A 16,368-nucleotide genomic window follows, 5' to 3' on the forward strand; every position below is an offset into this window, starting at 1 on the left:
GTATTAGGCACGCCGCCAGCGTTCGTCCTGAGCCAGGATCAAACTCTCCATAAAAGAAAATTTGATAAAGCTCTAAAATTACACCGGCATCATAATGATGTCCAAAATTTTGTTTCAACTGTTAAGTTAAAACTGTATTTCATTAACGTTTTGTCGTTCAGTTTTCAAGGTTCATTTTGTCACCGTTTAAATAAGCAACTTTTATATTATAACATTCCAACAATGTTATTTCAAATATAATTTTACTTACTCTTCAAATAGTAACTTTTATATTATAAGTTATCCTTCACTATTAGTCAATTATTATTTTGAAATACTTTTTCAAAACATTCACGTCGTTAAGGACAAGTAATAATATACTATAACCAAGAAAACTAATCAAGCACTTTTTTTAAAAAACTTCTTTAATATTTTAATATCAAGTACAAAAAGGATAATACCAGCAATTACAATTAATCCTCCAACAATTTGGGTTGTCATTAGATCCTCTAAAAAAATAAAATAAGCTAAAATTGCAGCTCCAATTGGTTCGAATAATACCGCTACCGAAATAACATTTGTACTTACCCATTTTACCGCCCAATTAAATAACGTATGTCCTAATAAATTTGGGATGATTGCTAATAATAAAAACCAAACCCATGTCATCGATGGATAAGGACCGAAAGACTCTCCTTTTATGAGTACATAAAAGAATAGACAGATTGTACTTATTGAGTAGACTACCATCGTATATGTAATTAAAGAAATTCGTTTTCTTACATCTTGTCCAAATAATAAATAACCAGTTATAAGTCCACAAGCAATTAAAGCTAACATATCCCCATAAAGGGCATTTCCACTCACCCGAAAATCTCCCCAACTAATTAACACACTTCCCGAAATGGCTATTATCCCTGAAACAATTGTCTTTAGTGATAATTTTTCTTTAAAAAACAGATACGTACCGATAAAAGCAAATAACGGTTGTAATGTTACTAACACTGTAGAACTTGCTACGGACGTGTAGTTTAGTGACTCAAACCATAAAATAAAATGAAATGCTAAAAAAATACCTGCAATTGAGGAGAAAATCCAATCCCTTTTTGTTAAAATTTTTATTTCGCCTTTAAATTTATAAAAAAACAACGGACTCATAATTAATATGGAAAAAAGCATTCGGTAAAAAGCAATGACTCCAGCATCAGCTTCTGCTAACTTCACAAAAATTGCAGATAACGAAATTGAAATAACACCTATCAATATTGGAATGTATGGATGTATTTTTGGTTTTTCCAAAATTAGATAACCCCCTTGGATAAATTTTGCTATATTAATAAAATAAGACATTCATTCATATTCTGTCATTTATAACCAATGTTATCAACAAGAAAAAGGAGGACCATTATTGGGTATTCTATTTTTAAACGAACCTTTCTCCTACGAGATTATTGTGAAGCTTATTATCGCTGCAATATTAAGTCTAATAATAGGAATTGAAAGGGAATTAAAAAAGAAACCAGTTGGCTTAAAAACCAGTTTAGTTATCGCTACCTTCAGTTGTTTATTAACGATTATTTCGATTGAAACTGCATATAGTACACCTAGTCGGGACGATATTAATATTACAATGGACCCCCTACGACTCGCAGCACAAATTGTTAGCGGCATAGGTTTTTTAGGTGCAGGTGTCATTTTGCGTAAAGGTAATGATAGTATTACTGGATTAACAACAGCTGCAATGATATGGGGTGCAGCTGGGATCGGAATTGCCGTTGGAGCTGGTTTTTATATAGAAGCATTCGCTACAGTAGTCATTGTTGTAATAGGAATCGAACTAATTGCTCCTTTTTTATTAAAAATTGGTCCTAAAAGATTGCGTATGAAAGAACATGTTTTAAAAGTAAGGTTAACGGAAGAAGAAAATATTCAACACCTTCTTAACTTTATGAAAGAAAATGAAATGTATATAGATAATATTCGTATTAAAGATATACCTGTATCGACAGAGCTTTTTTTATACGAGGTAGATATTCGTTTTTCAACTTTATTCCGAACTGATACGCTCTATATCTATCATACATTGCATTCATTACCATATGTACAAAAAATTGAATTAGAAAATCTAGGATAATGGAGGAAATGTAATGGGTGAATTTTTCAAATTATTAAAGAGTGGGAATAAACCATCCCTTGTTGCAGCATTTGTAAACCTTTTTTTAGGAATTATTAAAGGAGTTGCCTATTTCTTTACAGGGAACGTAGCTATGTTTGCTGAGATGATGCATTCATTAGGTGATGCTGCCAACCAATTCTTCGTTTTTGTTGGTTCTGCCCTTTCTAAAAAAGCACCAACTAAACGATTTCCTAACGGTTTCGGACGTGTTGTAAATTTAGTCTGTTTAGGCGCCGTATTAATCGTCGCAATTCTTTCTTATGAAACAATTAAAGAAGGATGGCATCACTTTAGACATCCTGCTGAAAATTCTGAAGGAATATTAATTGCATTAGGTGTTTTATTTTTAGGGATTGTATTAGAAGCAGTTGTACTTCATAAAGCTGCAAAAGAAGTATTGCATGAAGTAGGTCAAGAACATGCTGGTTTAATGGCTATTCCAAAATCAATCGCTTATTTAAAACGTGCTAAACCTGCAACAAAGCTTGTGTGGATGGAAGACGCGGTTGCTACTAGCGGAAATGTACTTGCCTTTCTCGCTATTGTAATTGCTTATTATACCGGTTTCCACGCATTAGAAGGTATCGTTTCGATGATTATCGGTGCAATGATGTTCTATGTCGTCGGACGTGTATTTTTAGATAATGCCCGCGGAGCAATTGGAGAAACAGATGAAGAAATGTTTGTTCATATTGGAAATCTTGTGATGGAAGATCCGAATGTAACGGATATTAAAAGGCTTGAAGTAATTAAAGAAGGGGAATTTCTACACGTTGATCTCGTTGCAGAAACAGATCCTAACAAATCATTAGCCTATTTAGATGATGTACGGGATCATTTAGTTGAATTAATTATGAGTCAAAAGGGTGTTTCAAAAGTGACGATTTCCTTCGACGAAGAAGACGGCATTACGGAATGGAAACACCATTTGCAAGAAAAGAAAATTAACAACGCTAATTCAAATCAAGATCCTTCAAAATAACATAAAGCCCCTTGCACTGAGAATCTTAGTTGCAAGGGGCTTTTCATTATAAAGACATTTCTAAAATAGCTCGGACATCTTCAGCTTGTAACGTTTTAAATCTACCGAATGGACCGTTTACCATCGATTTTTCAACAAGAACGTCTAATTTGGAATCATCAATATCGTAGTCCGCAAGACGACTTGGAGCACCTATCGATGTCCAAAACTCTCGTAATCGTTCAATACCTTCTAATGCCACTTCTTCTGCTGATTTACCTTCTGGATTTACATTAAATACCCGTGTTGCTAAACCTGCAAAACGTTCTGGATTAACAGAAACATTGTGTCGCATCCAGTTCGGGAAAATAATTGCTAGTCCACCACCATGAGGTATATCGTACACAGCAGAGACAGAGTGCTCTATATTATGTGTTGCCCAATCTCCACGGGAACCCATTGATAGGAATCCGTTTAACCCTATAGTTCCTGCGAATAAAATCGTTTCGCGCAACTCATAGTTTTCTAGGTCTTCAATTAATTTTGGTGCAGTGTTAATCACTGTACGTAATACCCCTTCACACATCTCATCAGTAATAGGAGTATTCGTTGCATTATGGAAGTATTGCTCAAATACGTGAGACATAATATCGACCATACCATAGACTGTATGATTTTTCGGTACAGTGAATGTATAAGTTGGATCTAAAATAGAAAATTTAGGAAATACCAATGGATGACCCCATCCGTATTTTTCTTGTGTTTCTTCATTTGAGATAACAGAACCAGAATTCATCTCAGAACCAGTTGCCGCAAGTGTTAAAATTGTACCTAAAGGTAGAGCGTCCACTACATTTGTTTTCTTTACAACAATGTTCCATGCATCTTCATCTACTTTAGCGCCAGCAGCTATTAATTTGGAACAATCAATTACTGACCCGCCACCAACAGCTAGTACAAAATCGACGGATTCTTTTTTACAAATTTCTATTCCTTTACGTGCTGTTTCGACTCTAGGGTTAGGTTCCACACCACTAATTTCAAAAACATTCATATTTAATTCATTTAAAATGGTCATTACTTCATCATATAAACCATTTTTCTTAATGCTTCCCCCACCATAAACGACAAGAACGTTATGTCCGTATTGAGGTAATTCTTGTTTCAGTTGTTCGATTTGACCTTTACCGAAATGCAAACGTACTGGATTGTAGAATGTAAAATTGTTCAAAGTAGACTCCCCTTTATTAGAAAAATAAAAAAGCTATGTAAAGAACTGTTCTTTACATAGCCCATTTTATATGATTATACCCATCCACGGAAGCGAGAAGCTTCAGCAGTACGACGAACACCAACCATATATGCTGCTAAACGCATGTTTATATTACGAGTTGTCGCAGTAGTATACACATTTTCAAATGCTTCTACCATTTTTCTGTGTAATTTTTCACTTACTTCTTCTGCTGTCCAATAGTAACCTTGGTTATTTTGAACCCATTCAAAGTAAGAAACCGTAACACCACCAGCAGATGCTAATACGTCTGGTACTAATAAAATACCACGCTCTGTTAAAATCTTCGTTGCTTCAGCTGTAGTTGGTCCATTGGCAGCCTCTACTACAATACTAGCTTTAATATCATAAGCATTATCTGCAGTAATTTGATTTTCAATGGCTGCAGGAACTAAAATATCACAATCCAATTCCAGTAATTCCTGATTCGTAATCGTATTTTCAAATAAAGTTGTAACAGTTCCAAAACTATCACGACGATCTAATAAATAATCAATATCTAAACCGTTTGGATCGTGTAATGCACCATAAGCATCAGAAATGCCGATTACTTTCGCACCTAAATCACTCATAAATTTCGCTAAGAAACTACCAGCATTACCAAAACCTTGGATAACAATTCTTGCATCTTTAATATCAATTCCACGTTTTTTTGCTGCCTCTTGGATAACGATTGTAACACCTTCAGCCGTTGCACGATCCCGTCCTTGAGAACCACCAAGAACGATTGGTTTACCTGTAATAAAACCAGGTGAGTTAAATTCATCCATTCGGCTATATTCATCCATCATCCACGCCATAATTTGTGCGTTCGTAAATACGTCTGGAGCAGGGATATCTTTTGTAGGTCCTACAATTTGCGAAATCGCACGTACATAACCACGACTTAAACGTTCTAGTTCTCCCATTGACATTTGACGGGGATCACAAATAATACCACCTTTACCACCGCCATAAGGTAGATCAACAATTCCACACTTTAACGTCATCCACATTGAAAGTGCTTTTACTTCGTCTTCACTAACCATTGGGTGGAATCGTACGCCGCCCTTAGTTGGTCCAACTGCATCATTGTGTTGAGCTCGATATGCTGTAAAGACTTTAGTAGTACCATCATCCATTTTCACCGGAATACGAACACGTAACATACGAAGTGGTTCTTTTAAAAGCTCATACATCGATTCTTCATAACCCAGCTTGTTTAACGCTTCCTTAATTACATCTTGTGTTGAAGTAAAAAGATTTAAATTTTCAGCCATCTAGATTCGCCTCTTTAGTAATTATAATGATTTTATATCGCAAACATTGTAACATACTTTAATTGTTATTTGTTTATGAATATCTATACATTTTGTAATCATTTCTTTTTTATTAAATATGGGTCAATTATTATTAATTTAAAAGCATTTTTCATAAGAATATGAGGTTGAATTTTCTTAATGGTATCATACGATAAAAAAGCAGACGCCAAAACGTCTGCTTTTAAGTTTATAAACGAACTAAAGAGTTTCAGAAACCGTTTTTGCTTGCATGTGAAGCTGTAAATAATCTGGGCCACCTGCTTTTGAGTCCGTACCAGACATATTGAATCCACCGAAAGGTTGGTAACCTACTGTTGCTGCTGTACATCCGCGGTTAAAGTAAAGGTTCCCTACATGAAAATCTTCACGAGCTTTTTCTAGGTGGAAACGATTATTTGAAATAACTGCACCAGTTAAGCCATAAACAGTATTGTTTGCAATATCAATTGCTTCATCAAAGTCTTTTGCTTTTGTCATTGCAAGAACTGGACCAAAAATTTCTTCTTGCATAATACGAGCTTGCGGATCTACGTCGCTAAATACAGTTGGGTGAATGAAGTAACCTTTCGAATCATCATAGTTTCCTCCAGCTACTAAACGACCTTCCCCTTTACCAATCTCGATATATTCAGCAATCTTCTTAAACGCACCTGAATCATTAACAGGACCTACAAATGTTTCTTCGTTCGTTGGATCTCCAACGATTAATTCATTCGTTAACTCTACAACACGGTTTAATACTTTTTCGTAAGCTTGGTCACCTACAACTACCGCACGTGAACATGCTGAACATTTTTGACCACTAAAGCCGAATGCACTTGTTACGATAGATTGCGCAGCTAATTCTAAATCTGCATCATCGTCTACTACGATTGTATCTTTACCACCCATTTCAGCGATCACACGTTTAATCCAAATTTGCCCTTCATTTAATACAGACGCACGTTGGTTAATACGTAAACCTACATCGCGAGAACCTGTAAAGCTGATGAAACGAGTACGTGGGTGATCTACTAAGTAATCTCCTACTTCAGCACCTGAACCTGGAATGTAGTTTACAACTCCCGCTGGCATACCTGCTTCTTCAAGGATTTCCATAAATTTATAAGCAATTACTGGCGTTGTAGAAGCTGGTTTTAAAAGAACTGTATTACCTGTTACAGCAGCCGCAATTGTAGTACCTGCCATAATGGCAAATGGGAAATTCCAAGGAGAGATTACAACACCAACCCCAAGCGGAATATAACTGTATTTATTAATTTGTCCTGGATTTTCATTTAACGGTTGACCGTCTTTAATAGCTAACATTTGACGACCATAGTATTCTAAGAAATCGATACCTTCAGCGATGTCACCATCCGCTTGAGCCCATGGTTTACCAGCTTCTTTCGTCAACCAAGCACAAAGTTCGTATTTACGGCGACGAACGATAGCTGCTGCTTTAAATAAAACTTCAGCGCGAACTACAGGATCTACTTTTTTCCAAGTATTAAAAGTAGAATCAGCTATTTGCATTGCTTTTTCAGCTAATTCTTGATTTGCTTTTGAAACAGTACCAACTACTTCCGTTTTATTGGCAGGGTTATATGATGTGATTTTTTGTTCAGTTGTAATTCTTTCCCCACCAAAAATTAACGGATAATCTTGTCCAAGTTCACTTTCCACTTTTTTCAAAGCTTCTAAATAAGCTTGTCGATTTGCTTCAACAGAAAAATCAGTTAATGGCTCAGATTTGTACGGAATCATGAAAAGTCCTCCTTTAATAGTTACGCTTAGAGTGCGTGTTTAGCTAGCAATTCATAAGTGCAAAAAATATTTGCACCAACTTAATGTTTATATATATAATAATGCAAAAGATTGTTGCGTTTTTCAAGTTTTAATTTTTATAAAAATCAAACTATTTGAGGTGAACCCTATTGAAGGTACAACTTAACCAATTGATAAAATTTTATGAATCCGCTATCGAACACGTTTCCGTAGGTATTCATGCGGTAGATCAAAACGGACATACGATTATTTATAATAATAAAATGAAAGAAATTGAAGGCTTTGATATAGAAGATGTTTCTGATCGTTCCATTTTAGAATTATTTGCTTTTAGACAAAACGAAAGTACTTTACTACGCGTCCTCCAAACCGGTATGAAGGAAATGAATGTTAAACAAACTTATTGGAATAAAGATGGCCACGAAATTACAACGATTAATGATACTTACCCTCTTTTGGACGATGGTAAAATTATAGGAGCTATCGAATTTGCCAGAGATATAACTTCTTTAGAAAAACTTGTATATCAGCCATTAAGAAGATATGGTGAACCGTTAACCTTTGAAATTATTACAGCCATATCCGAGCAAATGAAAACAGTTATAGAAAATGCTAAAAAAGCATCCCATGCCAGGATCCCCGTGTTATTAATAGGTGAAAATGGTACAGGTAAAGACTTAATTGCTGAAAGTATCCATTATGAATTAAGCCCACCTAATGATGAATTTATCACCTTATTTAGTAGACGAACTGAACAATCGGTCTTTGAAAAATTAGAAAACTATTTGTCGCAGGATAAAACATACACTTTTTTCTTTGAACGTATTGAATTTTTATCCATTCCTATGCAAAATCAATTGCTCAAATTATTACACAATTTATCAACTGAAAAGCATATGTTTATCGGAAGTATCGGAGACGATCCAATCGATTTAATTAGCGATGGACAATTATTGAAAGATCTTTATTATTATTTTGCATCAATGACGATTTATATTCCTCCGTTAAGTAAACGAAGAGAAGATATTAAACCGTTTGTCGATGATTATTTTAGCCGTCATCGTGAACGATTTGCTTCTAATATTAAAGGATTATCTCCAGACGTGATGAACTTATTCCAGCAATATGATTGGCCAGGAAATTTAAAGGAACTTGAATTACTTTTAGATGAGATCGCTTCTATGATTACAAACGAAAAAATAGTTACGTATGAAATGTTACCATTACATTTCCGTTTTAAAGTTCAACAACTGGACGATAAAACTCGAAATCCTAACTTTTTTATTGTACATTCCAATAAAGAACTATTACCGTTAGACGATTATTTACGAGAGGCAGAAAATTATTATTTGCAAAACGTCTTAAATATGTACGAAGGGAATATTACGAAAACAGCTAACGCCCTTGGAATGAGCAGACAAAACTTGCAGTATCGCCTTAGAAAGCTAAAAAAATAAGACAGAGGGAAATCACACCTTCCCTCTGTCTTATTTATTGTCCTGATTGTTCAATCCAATGTTGTAACTTTTCTTTTAACGATTTAAAACCATTCGCATCGTTTTCATCTACCCGGTCTTGTAAAGATTTTCGTGGTTGTTCCTTCTTCTTTTGAGGAGGGGCTTCTTGTAACGCACGAGTTGATAAACTTATTTTGTCCGAGTTCTCGTCAATATCTAAAATTTTAACTTGGATTGCTTCTCCTACTTTTAAAAAATCTGCAACGTCCTTTACATACCCATATGTTATCTCTGAAATATGAACGAGACCTTGTGTTTGTTCATCTAGTGCGACAAACGCCCCGTAAGGTTGAATTCCAGTTACCTTACCGGTTACTACTTCACCTACTTCGTATTTTTTTGCCATAAAGCAGTCCTACTTTCTTTATCTACGTAAATGTCATGTTAAATTATAACATATGTATAAAGAGGGAACAAAGAATCTCCCTAACCCACTGAATATTAATTATTTGAAGAAAAGTTAAAAAAAATGAACCGATTGTAAATTTCATATTTCAGACAAAATATTCTCATAATTTAGAAGAAAAAATAATTATAATATAGAATACCAGTTTAAATTGGAAAGGAAGTGCTTTAAAAGTGAAACAAAAATTTCATGAACAATTAAAATTTTTACGTGAAGAACGAAATTTAACCCTCGATGAGTTATCGAAATTAACTCAAGTTGGCGTTGAAAAATTAGCACTTTATGAAAAAGGAGAACTTATTCCTTCAGTACAAACTATTTTAAAACTTTCAACTGTATTAGAAGTTCCTGCTTCAAATTTAACAGACGGCATACAAGCATAAAAAAAAGGATTTCCTTTCAACTATAAAGGAAGTCCTTTTTCTTTTTATACGATACATTTTGCTTCAAATTTAATCGCAATTAATTTATAAGAAATCGCAACACAATTTTCAAAAGGTATCCATTGCTCAAAAGAATGCTCATATACAGTTTGAATTACTTTTGCCAGTTGACTAGGGTCATCAATTCCTTGAAGGGCAGCTACAACATCCGCTGCTTCTGTGTCATAGTTGTCACTACCAATATGAAATGGATCCCATTGTTTTAATAATTCAATGGCTGATTTATTCATTAATATATTTTCCAAAGTTTTCACCCTAAATTTACAATTTACTATGCTATTATATAATACATAATTAAAAAAAGAAATGAGTGATAACTTTGTTTAATTTTGATGAGCTCTATGATCGTAAAAACACGAATAGTCTTAAGTGGGACCAATTTAAGGACCGTCTAAAACTCACTTATAATGTGGAAGACGCTTCTGATATACTGCCAATGTGGGTTGCAGATATGGACTTTGCTATTCCTCAAGTAATCTCAGATGCTATTAAAGCGCGGCTAGACCACCCTATTTTTGGGTATTCCTATGTTAGTGATGCTTGTAAAGAGGCAATACAAGGTTGGTTTGAGCGTCGTCACAATTGGCACATTGACACGAATTCACTTATGTTCCATCAAGGGGTCGTACCTGCCCTTGCAACCATTCTTGAAACATTTACAGAGGCTGGGGATAAAATTTGTATTTCTACACCCGTTTATCCTGCCTTTTTCAACATCCCAAAAGCTCAACAACTCGAAGTAATTGAGTGTGAGTTAAATGTAACGGACAATACTTTTACTTATGATTTTAATCGCCTTGAAGAACAGTTTAAATTAGGAGTTAAAGTTTACATTCTATGCAGTCCACATAACCCAGGTGGTGTTGTTTGGTCAAAAGAAGAATTAGAAAAACTTGTACAACTTTGTATTAAATATGATGTATTACTTATTTCAGATGAAATTCATGCGGATATTGTATTTGAAGGATATCGACACGTTCCAACTTTAACTGTAAAGGATGCAGATAAAGCAAAAATTATTACTTGTATCGCTCCAACAAAAACCTTTAATATCGCTGGAATTCATGCTGCGATTATGGTTGTCCCAAATAAAGAGTTGCGTTTAAAACTTATGAAAGATAAGGAAGCTCATGGCCGTGACGATTTAAACTTACTAGCTGCTGCGGCTGTACAAGCAGCATATGAAAAGGGCGACGAATGGGTCGACGCAATGATTTCTTATGTATCGAACAATATGGATCATGTTGTGGAAGAGTTAAATAAAATCGACGGGATTAAAGTAACAAAACCTCAATCCACGTACCTAATTTGGATTGATTATCGTGATACAGGTTTAACGGAAAGTGAAATGATGCATCGTCTTCTTGAAAAAGGAAAATTAGCGATTGAACCTGGTACAAAATATAGTGAAGCAGGTAGAGGTTATTTACGAATGAACGTCGCTTGTTCCATGGAAACAGTAAAAGATGGAGTAGAACGGTTTAAGAAAGCTTTATTATAAAGTTCATAAAAGGGCAACCAACAACGGTTGCCCTTTTTTCATTACTTTTCTACTTTAGATTGTATGTTTTGTTGGCGCTCGCTTAAAATTCGCTGTTCCAAATCCTTTGTTTTTTGTTCTTGCTTTTTAGACAAACGTTTAAACCACATGAAGGCCAAAAAACATAGGATGACTAAAAATACCATTTCTATTGCGGCTGGGATGTATGAACTTTTATCCTCTGGGAAATATAAAAATCCTAGGATAACGAATCGATCCATTTTGTTGTCACACTTCTTTCATTGTATTATTCGACTACTGTAATCGATTCAATTTTAACATCTTCAAGCGGTTTGTCGCGCATATCTTTGTCAACGTTCGCAATTTTGTCAACAACGTCCATGCCTTCAACTACATGTCCAAATACAGTATGTTTGAAATCTAACCAAGGTGTTCCACCTTCGTTGGCATATGCTTCAATAATTTCTTTTGGATATCCAGCTTGCTCCATTTGTTGAATCATATTGTTCGGTGTATGTTGCATTTGAACGATAAAGAATTGGGAACCATTTGTGTTTGGACCTGCATTGGCCATTGAAAGGGCTCCTCGTAAGTTGAACAACTGTTCATTAAATTCATCTTCGAAAGAATTGCCCCAGATAGATTCACCACCCATCCCTGTTCCAGTTGGGTCACCACCTTGAATCATAAAATCTGAAATTACTCGGTGGAAAATGATACCATTATAATATCCGGATTTTGCGTGTCCTAAAAAGTTTTCTACCGTTTTTGGTGCATGTTCAGGGAAAAGTTTTATTTTGATTGAACCTAAAGTAGTATTCATTTCAACTAAAACTTCACCTGGGTTTAATTCTTTCGTTAATTGTGGAAACATGAAAAGTCTCTCCTTTTACAATAAAATATGTTCGATTTAGGTATTCCTTTATATAAATAAAAATCATTTAATACCTCGTACAGTTTATCATAGAACGTTTAAATTTTCCGCTAATATCCTTTTTGCCCTTTCTTCGGTTTCCGAAATACGTTATACTTGACAAAACATCAATTTCACGAAACAAATGATGGAGAATTATTAGGAAGAAAGTGAACAGAAATGTCGAACCGAAAACATAATTTTATCATTATTTTAATATCTAATTTTATCGTCGCGGGCTCCATGACGATGATTATGCCCTTTTTATCTCTCTATATAAATACTTTTGGAGATTTTTCAGAGAGCTATGTACAAAAATGGGCAGGATTAATTTTTGGCGCAACCTTTATAACCGCCTTTATTATGTCTCCCATTTGGGGACGTATTGCTGATAAATACGGTTATAAACCGATTATGATTATGAACTGCTTTGGTATTGCCCTAAGCATCTTTTTAATGGGTTACGTAACAAACGTAATTCAATTTTTTATTTTACGAATTATTATGGGATTAGTTACTGGATTTATCCCTACTTCTACTGCCTTCATTAGTAAACATACACCGAAAAATATTGCTGGCAAAACCTTAGGTACCCTACAAATTGGTAGCGTTGGCGGTTCTTTATTTGGACCGGTAATCGGCGGTACTATAGCGGATGCAGTCGGCTTTAATTACACGTTTATTTTCACTTCCATCGCCATTACGATTGCTGCCATTATTATCATTTTTGGCATTCATGAGCCTGAAATGATTCGAAAAGAAAAAAGTAATCTTTATTCGAGAAAAAATATTCTTTGGGCGATTTTCCACCACCCACTTATATTAAGCATAATGTTCGTTACTGCCTTAATTCAAATAGGGAATTTTAGTATCCAACCATTATTATCATTATACGTTTCCCATTTAACTACATCCGAACAAGTAGCCCTTTTATCTGGTATCACCTTTAGTGCTGCTGGGGTCGGGAATATTTTAATTGGACGATTTTTTGGTCGTTTAGGCGATTCAATTGGCTACGAAAAAGTATTAAAAGTATTACTACTAGTTAGTGTCCTATGTATTATCCCACAGGCCTTTGTCACTTCCCTATGGCAATTAATCGTACTGAGATTTTTATTAGGTATGTTCTCCGGTGGCCTTATTCCGATTACAACAGCTATTATTCGCCGGGAATCACCGATTGAAGTACAAGGAGAAATTATGGGATATAATCAAAGTTTCCGATTTTTAGGAAATGTCATTGGCCCGGTATTAGGTGGTTTTATAAGTGGGCTAGCGACTATTTCTACTGTCTTTTATTCCACTGGCTTCCTATTTTTCATTGCAGCGATTGTGGTCATTATCATACAAAGGTATCCAAAAAAATATTTAGATGATCTATTAAAAAGCCATGCATAATTTCGATTATTAATTTGGAGGGGAATCTATTAGAATCCTCTCCTTTTCTTTTTGAATATATGATATTCTTCTGTTAGGAAATATTTGGGGAGGACGAATTATATGAAACAAGTAGTAGGCTATATGATTACATTTTGTTGTTTCTCTCTTCTGTTGCTACTTGTGAACGAAATAACGGATGAAATATCAGTAGCCCAAACCCATCAGGAGCAAATCGAAAGCGAAATTAAGCTCCCTACCATTGAAAAACAATTACCTGTAACAATGGTTGACCGAAATGGATTTGTATTTAATGAGGAATATACTGAGTGGAGACAGCCTATTCCATTAAAGGAAGTACCTGAAATCATTAAACAAATCTATTTACTAAGTGAAGATAAAGAATTTTATAACCATGTTGGATTCAATTTAGGAGCCATTACAAGGGCGATGGTTGTCAATTCCTCCCAAGATTCCATGGAACAAGGTGGTAGTACAATAACGCAACAGCTTGTCCGACTACGTTATTTATCAGAGGAAAAAACCTATTCCCGTAAAATTACCGAGCTTTTTTATGCCTACGAGCTGGAACAGCAGTATGACAAAGATGAAATTTTTGAAATGTATTTGAATGAAATGTTTTTCGGTAATCAAGTATATGGCATTGGTGCAGCGAGCAGTTTTTATTTTCAAAAACCTTTAGCTGAACTTTCCATCGCTGAAATGGCCTTTATAGCCGCAATTCCAAATAACCCTTCTTTATATAATCCATTGAACCATTTTAAAAATACAAAAAAGCGGCAAGAACGATTGCTTGATATTTTAGCCGAAAATAATGTGATTACAAAAGAAGAAGCCAATACATATAAACAAGAAAAAATTGTTTTAAATACAAAGGAAAAAATTCAAAAAAACCCTGCCTATAGTACGTATGTTTTAGCTGAATTAAAGGATTTAGTTGCAATAACTGAAGGCTATGAGCAATTGCTCAAAGAGTCAAAATCAGAAGAAGAAAAACAAAAAATTAACGAGCAAATTGACGAAAAAGTCAACCAATTACTTCAATCGGGGATCATCATTCATACAGCCCTTGATTCGAAAAAACAATTACAAGATGAACGAGCTATTAATAAAATTTTAGGAAACGGTAGCTTACAAAGTAGTGCCGTTGTCATCGACAATCAAACAAGGGAAATTGTTAGTCTATATGCAGGGAAGGATTATAAGAAATTTGATTTTCATAGAGCTTATCAAGGATTCCGCCAGCCCGGTTCCTCCTTCAAACCATTAGTCGTCTATGCACCTCTATTTGAGACAACGGATTATACACCAAAATCCATTGTAAGTGGTGGAAAATATTGTGTTGCAGACTTTTGTCCTGACAACTATGATGGAAAAGTTTATGGGAATGTTTCGATTTCTACGGCATTTAAGTATAGTTACAATACATCCGCGCTACGGCTGTTAGATACAATTGGTCTCAATACTGCCTTTCAATATATTGAGAAGTTCCACTTTCAATCCCTCGTTCCTGAAGACAAATCCTATGCTGCAGGACTAGGTGGGTTATCCTACGGTGTGACGACTCTTGAATTGGCAGATGCGTATACTAGTTTTATAGATGGAACTTATGTAAGAGCAAAAAGTATTCGCCAAGTGACCGATCTAGAAGGCAACGTTCTTTATAGTTGGCCAACTAAAAAGGAAACAATTTGGTCTAACAAAACAGTCACATATATACGTTCATTATTAAAGGATGTTGTAACTAGTGGGACAGGAAGAGGAATAACAACAACTTCTTCCTATATCGGAGCAAAAACCGGCACAACAAATGACTATAAAGACTTTTGGTTAGCAGGATTGACAGATCAATACACAGCAGCTGTTTGGATTGGTTATGATAATCCGAAGTCTATGCAATCATTACAAGACGATAAAATCCATTTTAAAATTTTTAATACGATTATGAATTAAATAAAAGAAAGGAGGGATCTTTTTAAAGGTTCCTCCTTTCTTGTTAAATAGGTAAACTCGCTAATAAGCCATTATATAATTTTAATCCGACATACACGATAAGCGTAATTAAAATGGTCCAAATAATAATTTCAAAGATGATGAGACCAATTGTACCTGACAAGGTAAGAAATTGGCTCATTTTATAAATATTAAAAATAAAATAACTTAAAATCGTTAAAGTAAATAAAATGAGCAATATTGTGAACGATTGTACCCCTAAAACTGTTGATAGAGCACCAAAGAAGAAAATAACATAGCCGCCTCTAGCGACACTTATCATTTCTCCATTGCTATTTTTTGAAAACAGAAGCATTCCTACCTCATGAATCGTTTCACCAATTAGTTTTAATGCGGAAAAAAGCATAAAAAAACATAAGGTAAATGCAATTAATAAGAATATACGCAACTCAAAATCCGTTAAAAATTCCCGCATTCCTGCGTATATACCAATCGATACTAATAAGTCTATCGATTGTCCTACCATATAAATGCCAAAGGTTAAACTAAACAGAATAATTGAAAACAATGGTAAATATCCGTATATGTATGGGTTTTTCATTTTTATGTCCTCGATCCTTTTATCTACTGTATATATTATCGAAAATAACTGAATATTATCAAGTATAGGTTTTATCGAGTAAGATGAAATCTTTACTTTTAGATGTTACAATATGAACTATCCGAGAATTTTTTATGTTTTTTTAGCTTCAATTTTTGAAA

General features: G+C 34.6%; 16 protein-coding genes. 7 read left to right on the forward strand and 9 right to left on the reverse strand.

The window, feature by feature from the left end; all coding sequences use genetic code 11:
- Window positions 1-378: 378 nt before the first annotated feature.
- Window positions 379-1,278: a DMT family transporter gene (locus tag ACH0B5_RS14080; RefSeq protein ID WP_122972206.1), complete on the reverse strand. Its 900-nt coding sequence runs from the start codon at window positions 1,276-1,278 to the stop codon at window positions 379-381.
- A 109-nt stretch (window positions 1,279-1,387) separates the two neighbouring features.
- On the opposite strand from ACH0B5_RS14080, the gene ACH0B5_RS14085 reads away from it, so the two are divergent.
- Complete coding sequence (locus tag ACH0B5_RS14085; RefSeq protein WP_406928001.1) at window positions 1,388-2,113, forward strand: MgtC/SapB family protein; 726 nt, start codon at window positions 1,388-1,390, stop codon at window positions 2,111-2,113.
- Window positions 2,114-2,126: 13 nt separating this feature from the next.
- Window positions 2,127-3,137 carry a cation diffusion facilitator family transporter gene (locus ACH0B5_RS14090; protein ID WP_406928002.1) on the forward strand — a complete coding sequence of 337 codons (1,011 nt, stop codon included), beginning with the start codon at window positions 2,127-2,129 and terminating at the stop codon, window positions 3,135-3,137.
- Window positions 3,138-3,183: 46 nt separating this feature from the next.
- Here the strand turns inward: ACH0B5_RS14090 and ACH0B5_RS14095 are convergent, their stop codons facing one another.
- From ACH0B5_RS14095 to pruA, 3 genes are all read right to left on the reverse strand, one after another.
- Window positions 3,184-4,347, reverse strand: coding sequence for an iron-containing alcohol dehydrogenase (locus tag ACH0B5_RS14095; protein WP_122972204.1), 1,164 nt, complete (start codon window positions 4,345-4,347; stop codon window positions 3,184-3,186).
- Window positions 4,348-4,421: 74 nt separating this feature from the next.
- Window positions 4,422-5,666 carry a Glu/Leu/Phe/Val family dehydrogenase gene (locus tag ACH0B5_RS14100; RefSeq protein ID WP_122972203.1) on the reverse strand — a complete coding sequence of 415 codons (1,245 nt, stop codon included), beginning with the start codon at window positions 5,664-5,666 and terminating at the stop codon, window positions 4,422-4,424.
- 240 nt (window positions 5,667-5,906) lie between these two features.
- A complete protein-coding gene (pruA, locus tag ACH0B5_RS14105) occupies window positions 5,907-7,454 on the reverse strand; it encodes an L-glutamate gamma-semialdehyde dehydrogenase (RefSeq protein WP_406928003.1) in 1,548 nt (515 codons plus the stop codon).
- 170 nt (window positions 7,455-7,624) lie between these two features.
- Here pruA and ACH0B5_RS14110 point away from each other — a divergent pair, with 170 nt between their 5' ends.
- Entirely contained in the window at window positions 7,625-8,932 is a 1,308-nt protein-coding gene (locus tag ACH0B5_RS14110) for an AAA-type ATPase lid domain-containing protein (RefSeq protein ID WP_406928004.1), read from the forward strand.
- 34 nt (window positions 8,933-8,966) lie between these two features.
- Here the strand turns inward: ACH0B5_RS14110 and yugI are convergent, their stop codons facing one another.
- Entirely contained in the window at window positions 8,967-9,338 is a 372-nt protein-coding gene (yugI, locus tag ACH0B5_RS14115; protein ID WP_122972200.1) for a S1 domain-containing post-transcriptional regulator GSP13, read from the reverse strand.
- Between the two features lie 233 nt (window positions 9,339-9,571).
- Between yugI and ACH0B5_RS14120 the strand changes: the two genes are divergently transcribed.
- The gene (locus tag ACH0B5_RS14120) at window positions 9,572-9,781 is read left to right on the forward strand and encodes a helix-turn-helix domain-containing protein (protein ID WP_122972199.1); all 210 of its coding nucleotides are present in this window, start codon (window positions 9,572-9,574) and stop codon (window positions 9,779-9,781) included.
- A 44-nt stretch (window positions 9,782-9,825) separates the two neighbouring features.
- Here the strand turns inward: ACH0B5_RS14120 and ACH0B5_RS14125 are convergent, their stop codons facing one another.
- Window positions 9,826-10,086 (reverse strand): DUF1871 family protein, encoded by a 261-nt coding sequence (locus ACH0B5_RS14125; protein WP_174232680.1) that lies wholly within the window; start codon window positions 10,084-10,086, stop codon window positions 9,826-9,828.
- Between the two features lie 65 nt (window positions 10,087-10,151).
- Between ACH0B5_RS14125 and ACH0B5_RS14130 the strand changes: the two genes are divergently transcribed.
- Window positions 10,152-11,342, forward strand: a complete 1,191-nt coding sequence (locus ACH0B5_RS14130; RefSeq protein ID WP_406928005.1) for a MalY/PatB family protein — start codon at window positions 10,152-10,154, stop codon at window positions 11,340-11,342.
- Window positions 11,343-11,383: 41 nt separating this feature from the next.
- On the opposite strand, the gene ACH0B5_RS14135 is transcribed toward ACH0B5_RS14130, so the two are convergent.
- Window positions 11,384-11,602: a hypothetical protein gene (locus ACH0B5_RS14135; RefSeq protein ID WP_122972196.1), complete on the reverse strand. Its 219-nt coding sequence runs from the start codon at window positions 11,600-11,602 to the stop codon at window positions 11,384-11,386.
- 26 nt (window positions 11,603-11,628) lie between these two features.
- Window positions 11,629-12,216, reverse strand: coding sequence for a peptidylprolyl isomerase (locus tag ACH0B5_RS14140; protein WP_122972195.1), 588 nt, complete (start codon window positions 12,214-12,216; stop codon window positions 11,629-11,631).
- A gap of 219 nt (window positions 12,217-12,435) precedes the next feature.
- Between ACH0B5_RS14140 and ACH0B5_RS14145 the strand changes: the two genes are divergently transcribed.
- Window positions 12,436-13,653, forward strand: a complete 1,218-nt coding sequence (locus tag ACH0B5_RS14145) for an MFS transporter (protein WP_122972194.1) — start codon at window positions 12,436-12,438, stop codon at window positions 13,651-13,653.
- 102 nt (window positions 13,654-13,755) lie between these two features.
- Window positions 13,756-15,606 carry a transglycosylase domain-containing protein gene (locus ACH0B5_RS14150; protein ID WP_406928006.1) on the forward strand — a complete coding sequence of 617 codons (1,851 nt, stop codon included), beginning with the start codon at window positions 13,756-13,758 and terminating at the stop codon, window positions 15,604-15,606.
- Window positions 15,607-15,649: 43 nt separating this feature from the next.
- Here the strand turns inward: ACH0B5_RS14150 and ACH0B5_RS14155 are convergent, their stop codons facing one another.
- Window positions 15,650-16,207 carry a DUF5366 family protein gene (locus ACH0B5_RS14155; RefSeq protein ID WP_122972192.1) on the reverse strand — a complete coding sequence of 186 codons (558 nt, stop codon included), beginning with the start codon at window positions 16,205-16,207 and terminating at the stop codon, window positions 15,650-15,652.
- Window positions 16,208-16,368 lie beyond the last annotated feature (161 nt).

Source organism: Ureibacillus sp. 179-F W5.1 NHS (assembly GCF_045369345.1).
Classification (GTDB): Bacteria; Bacillota; Bacilli; order Bacillales_A; family Planococcaceae; genus Ureibacillus; species Ureibacillus halotolerans.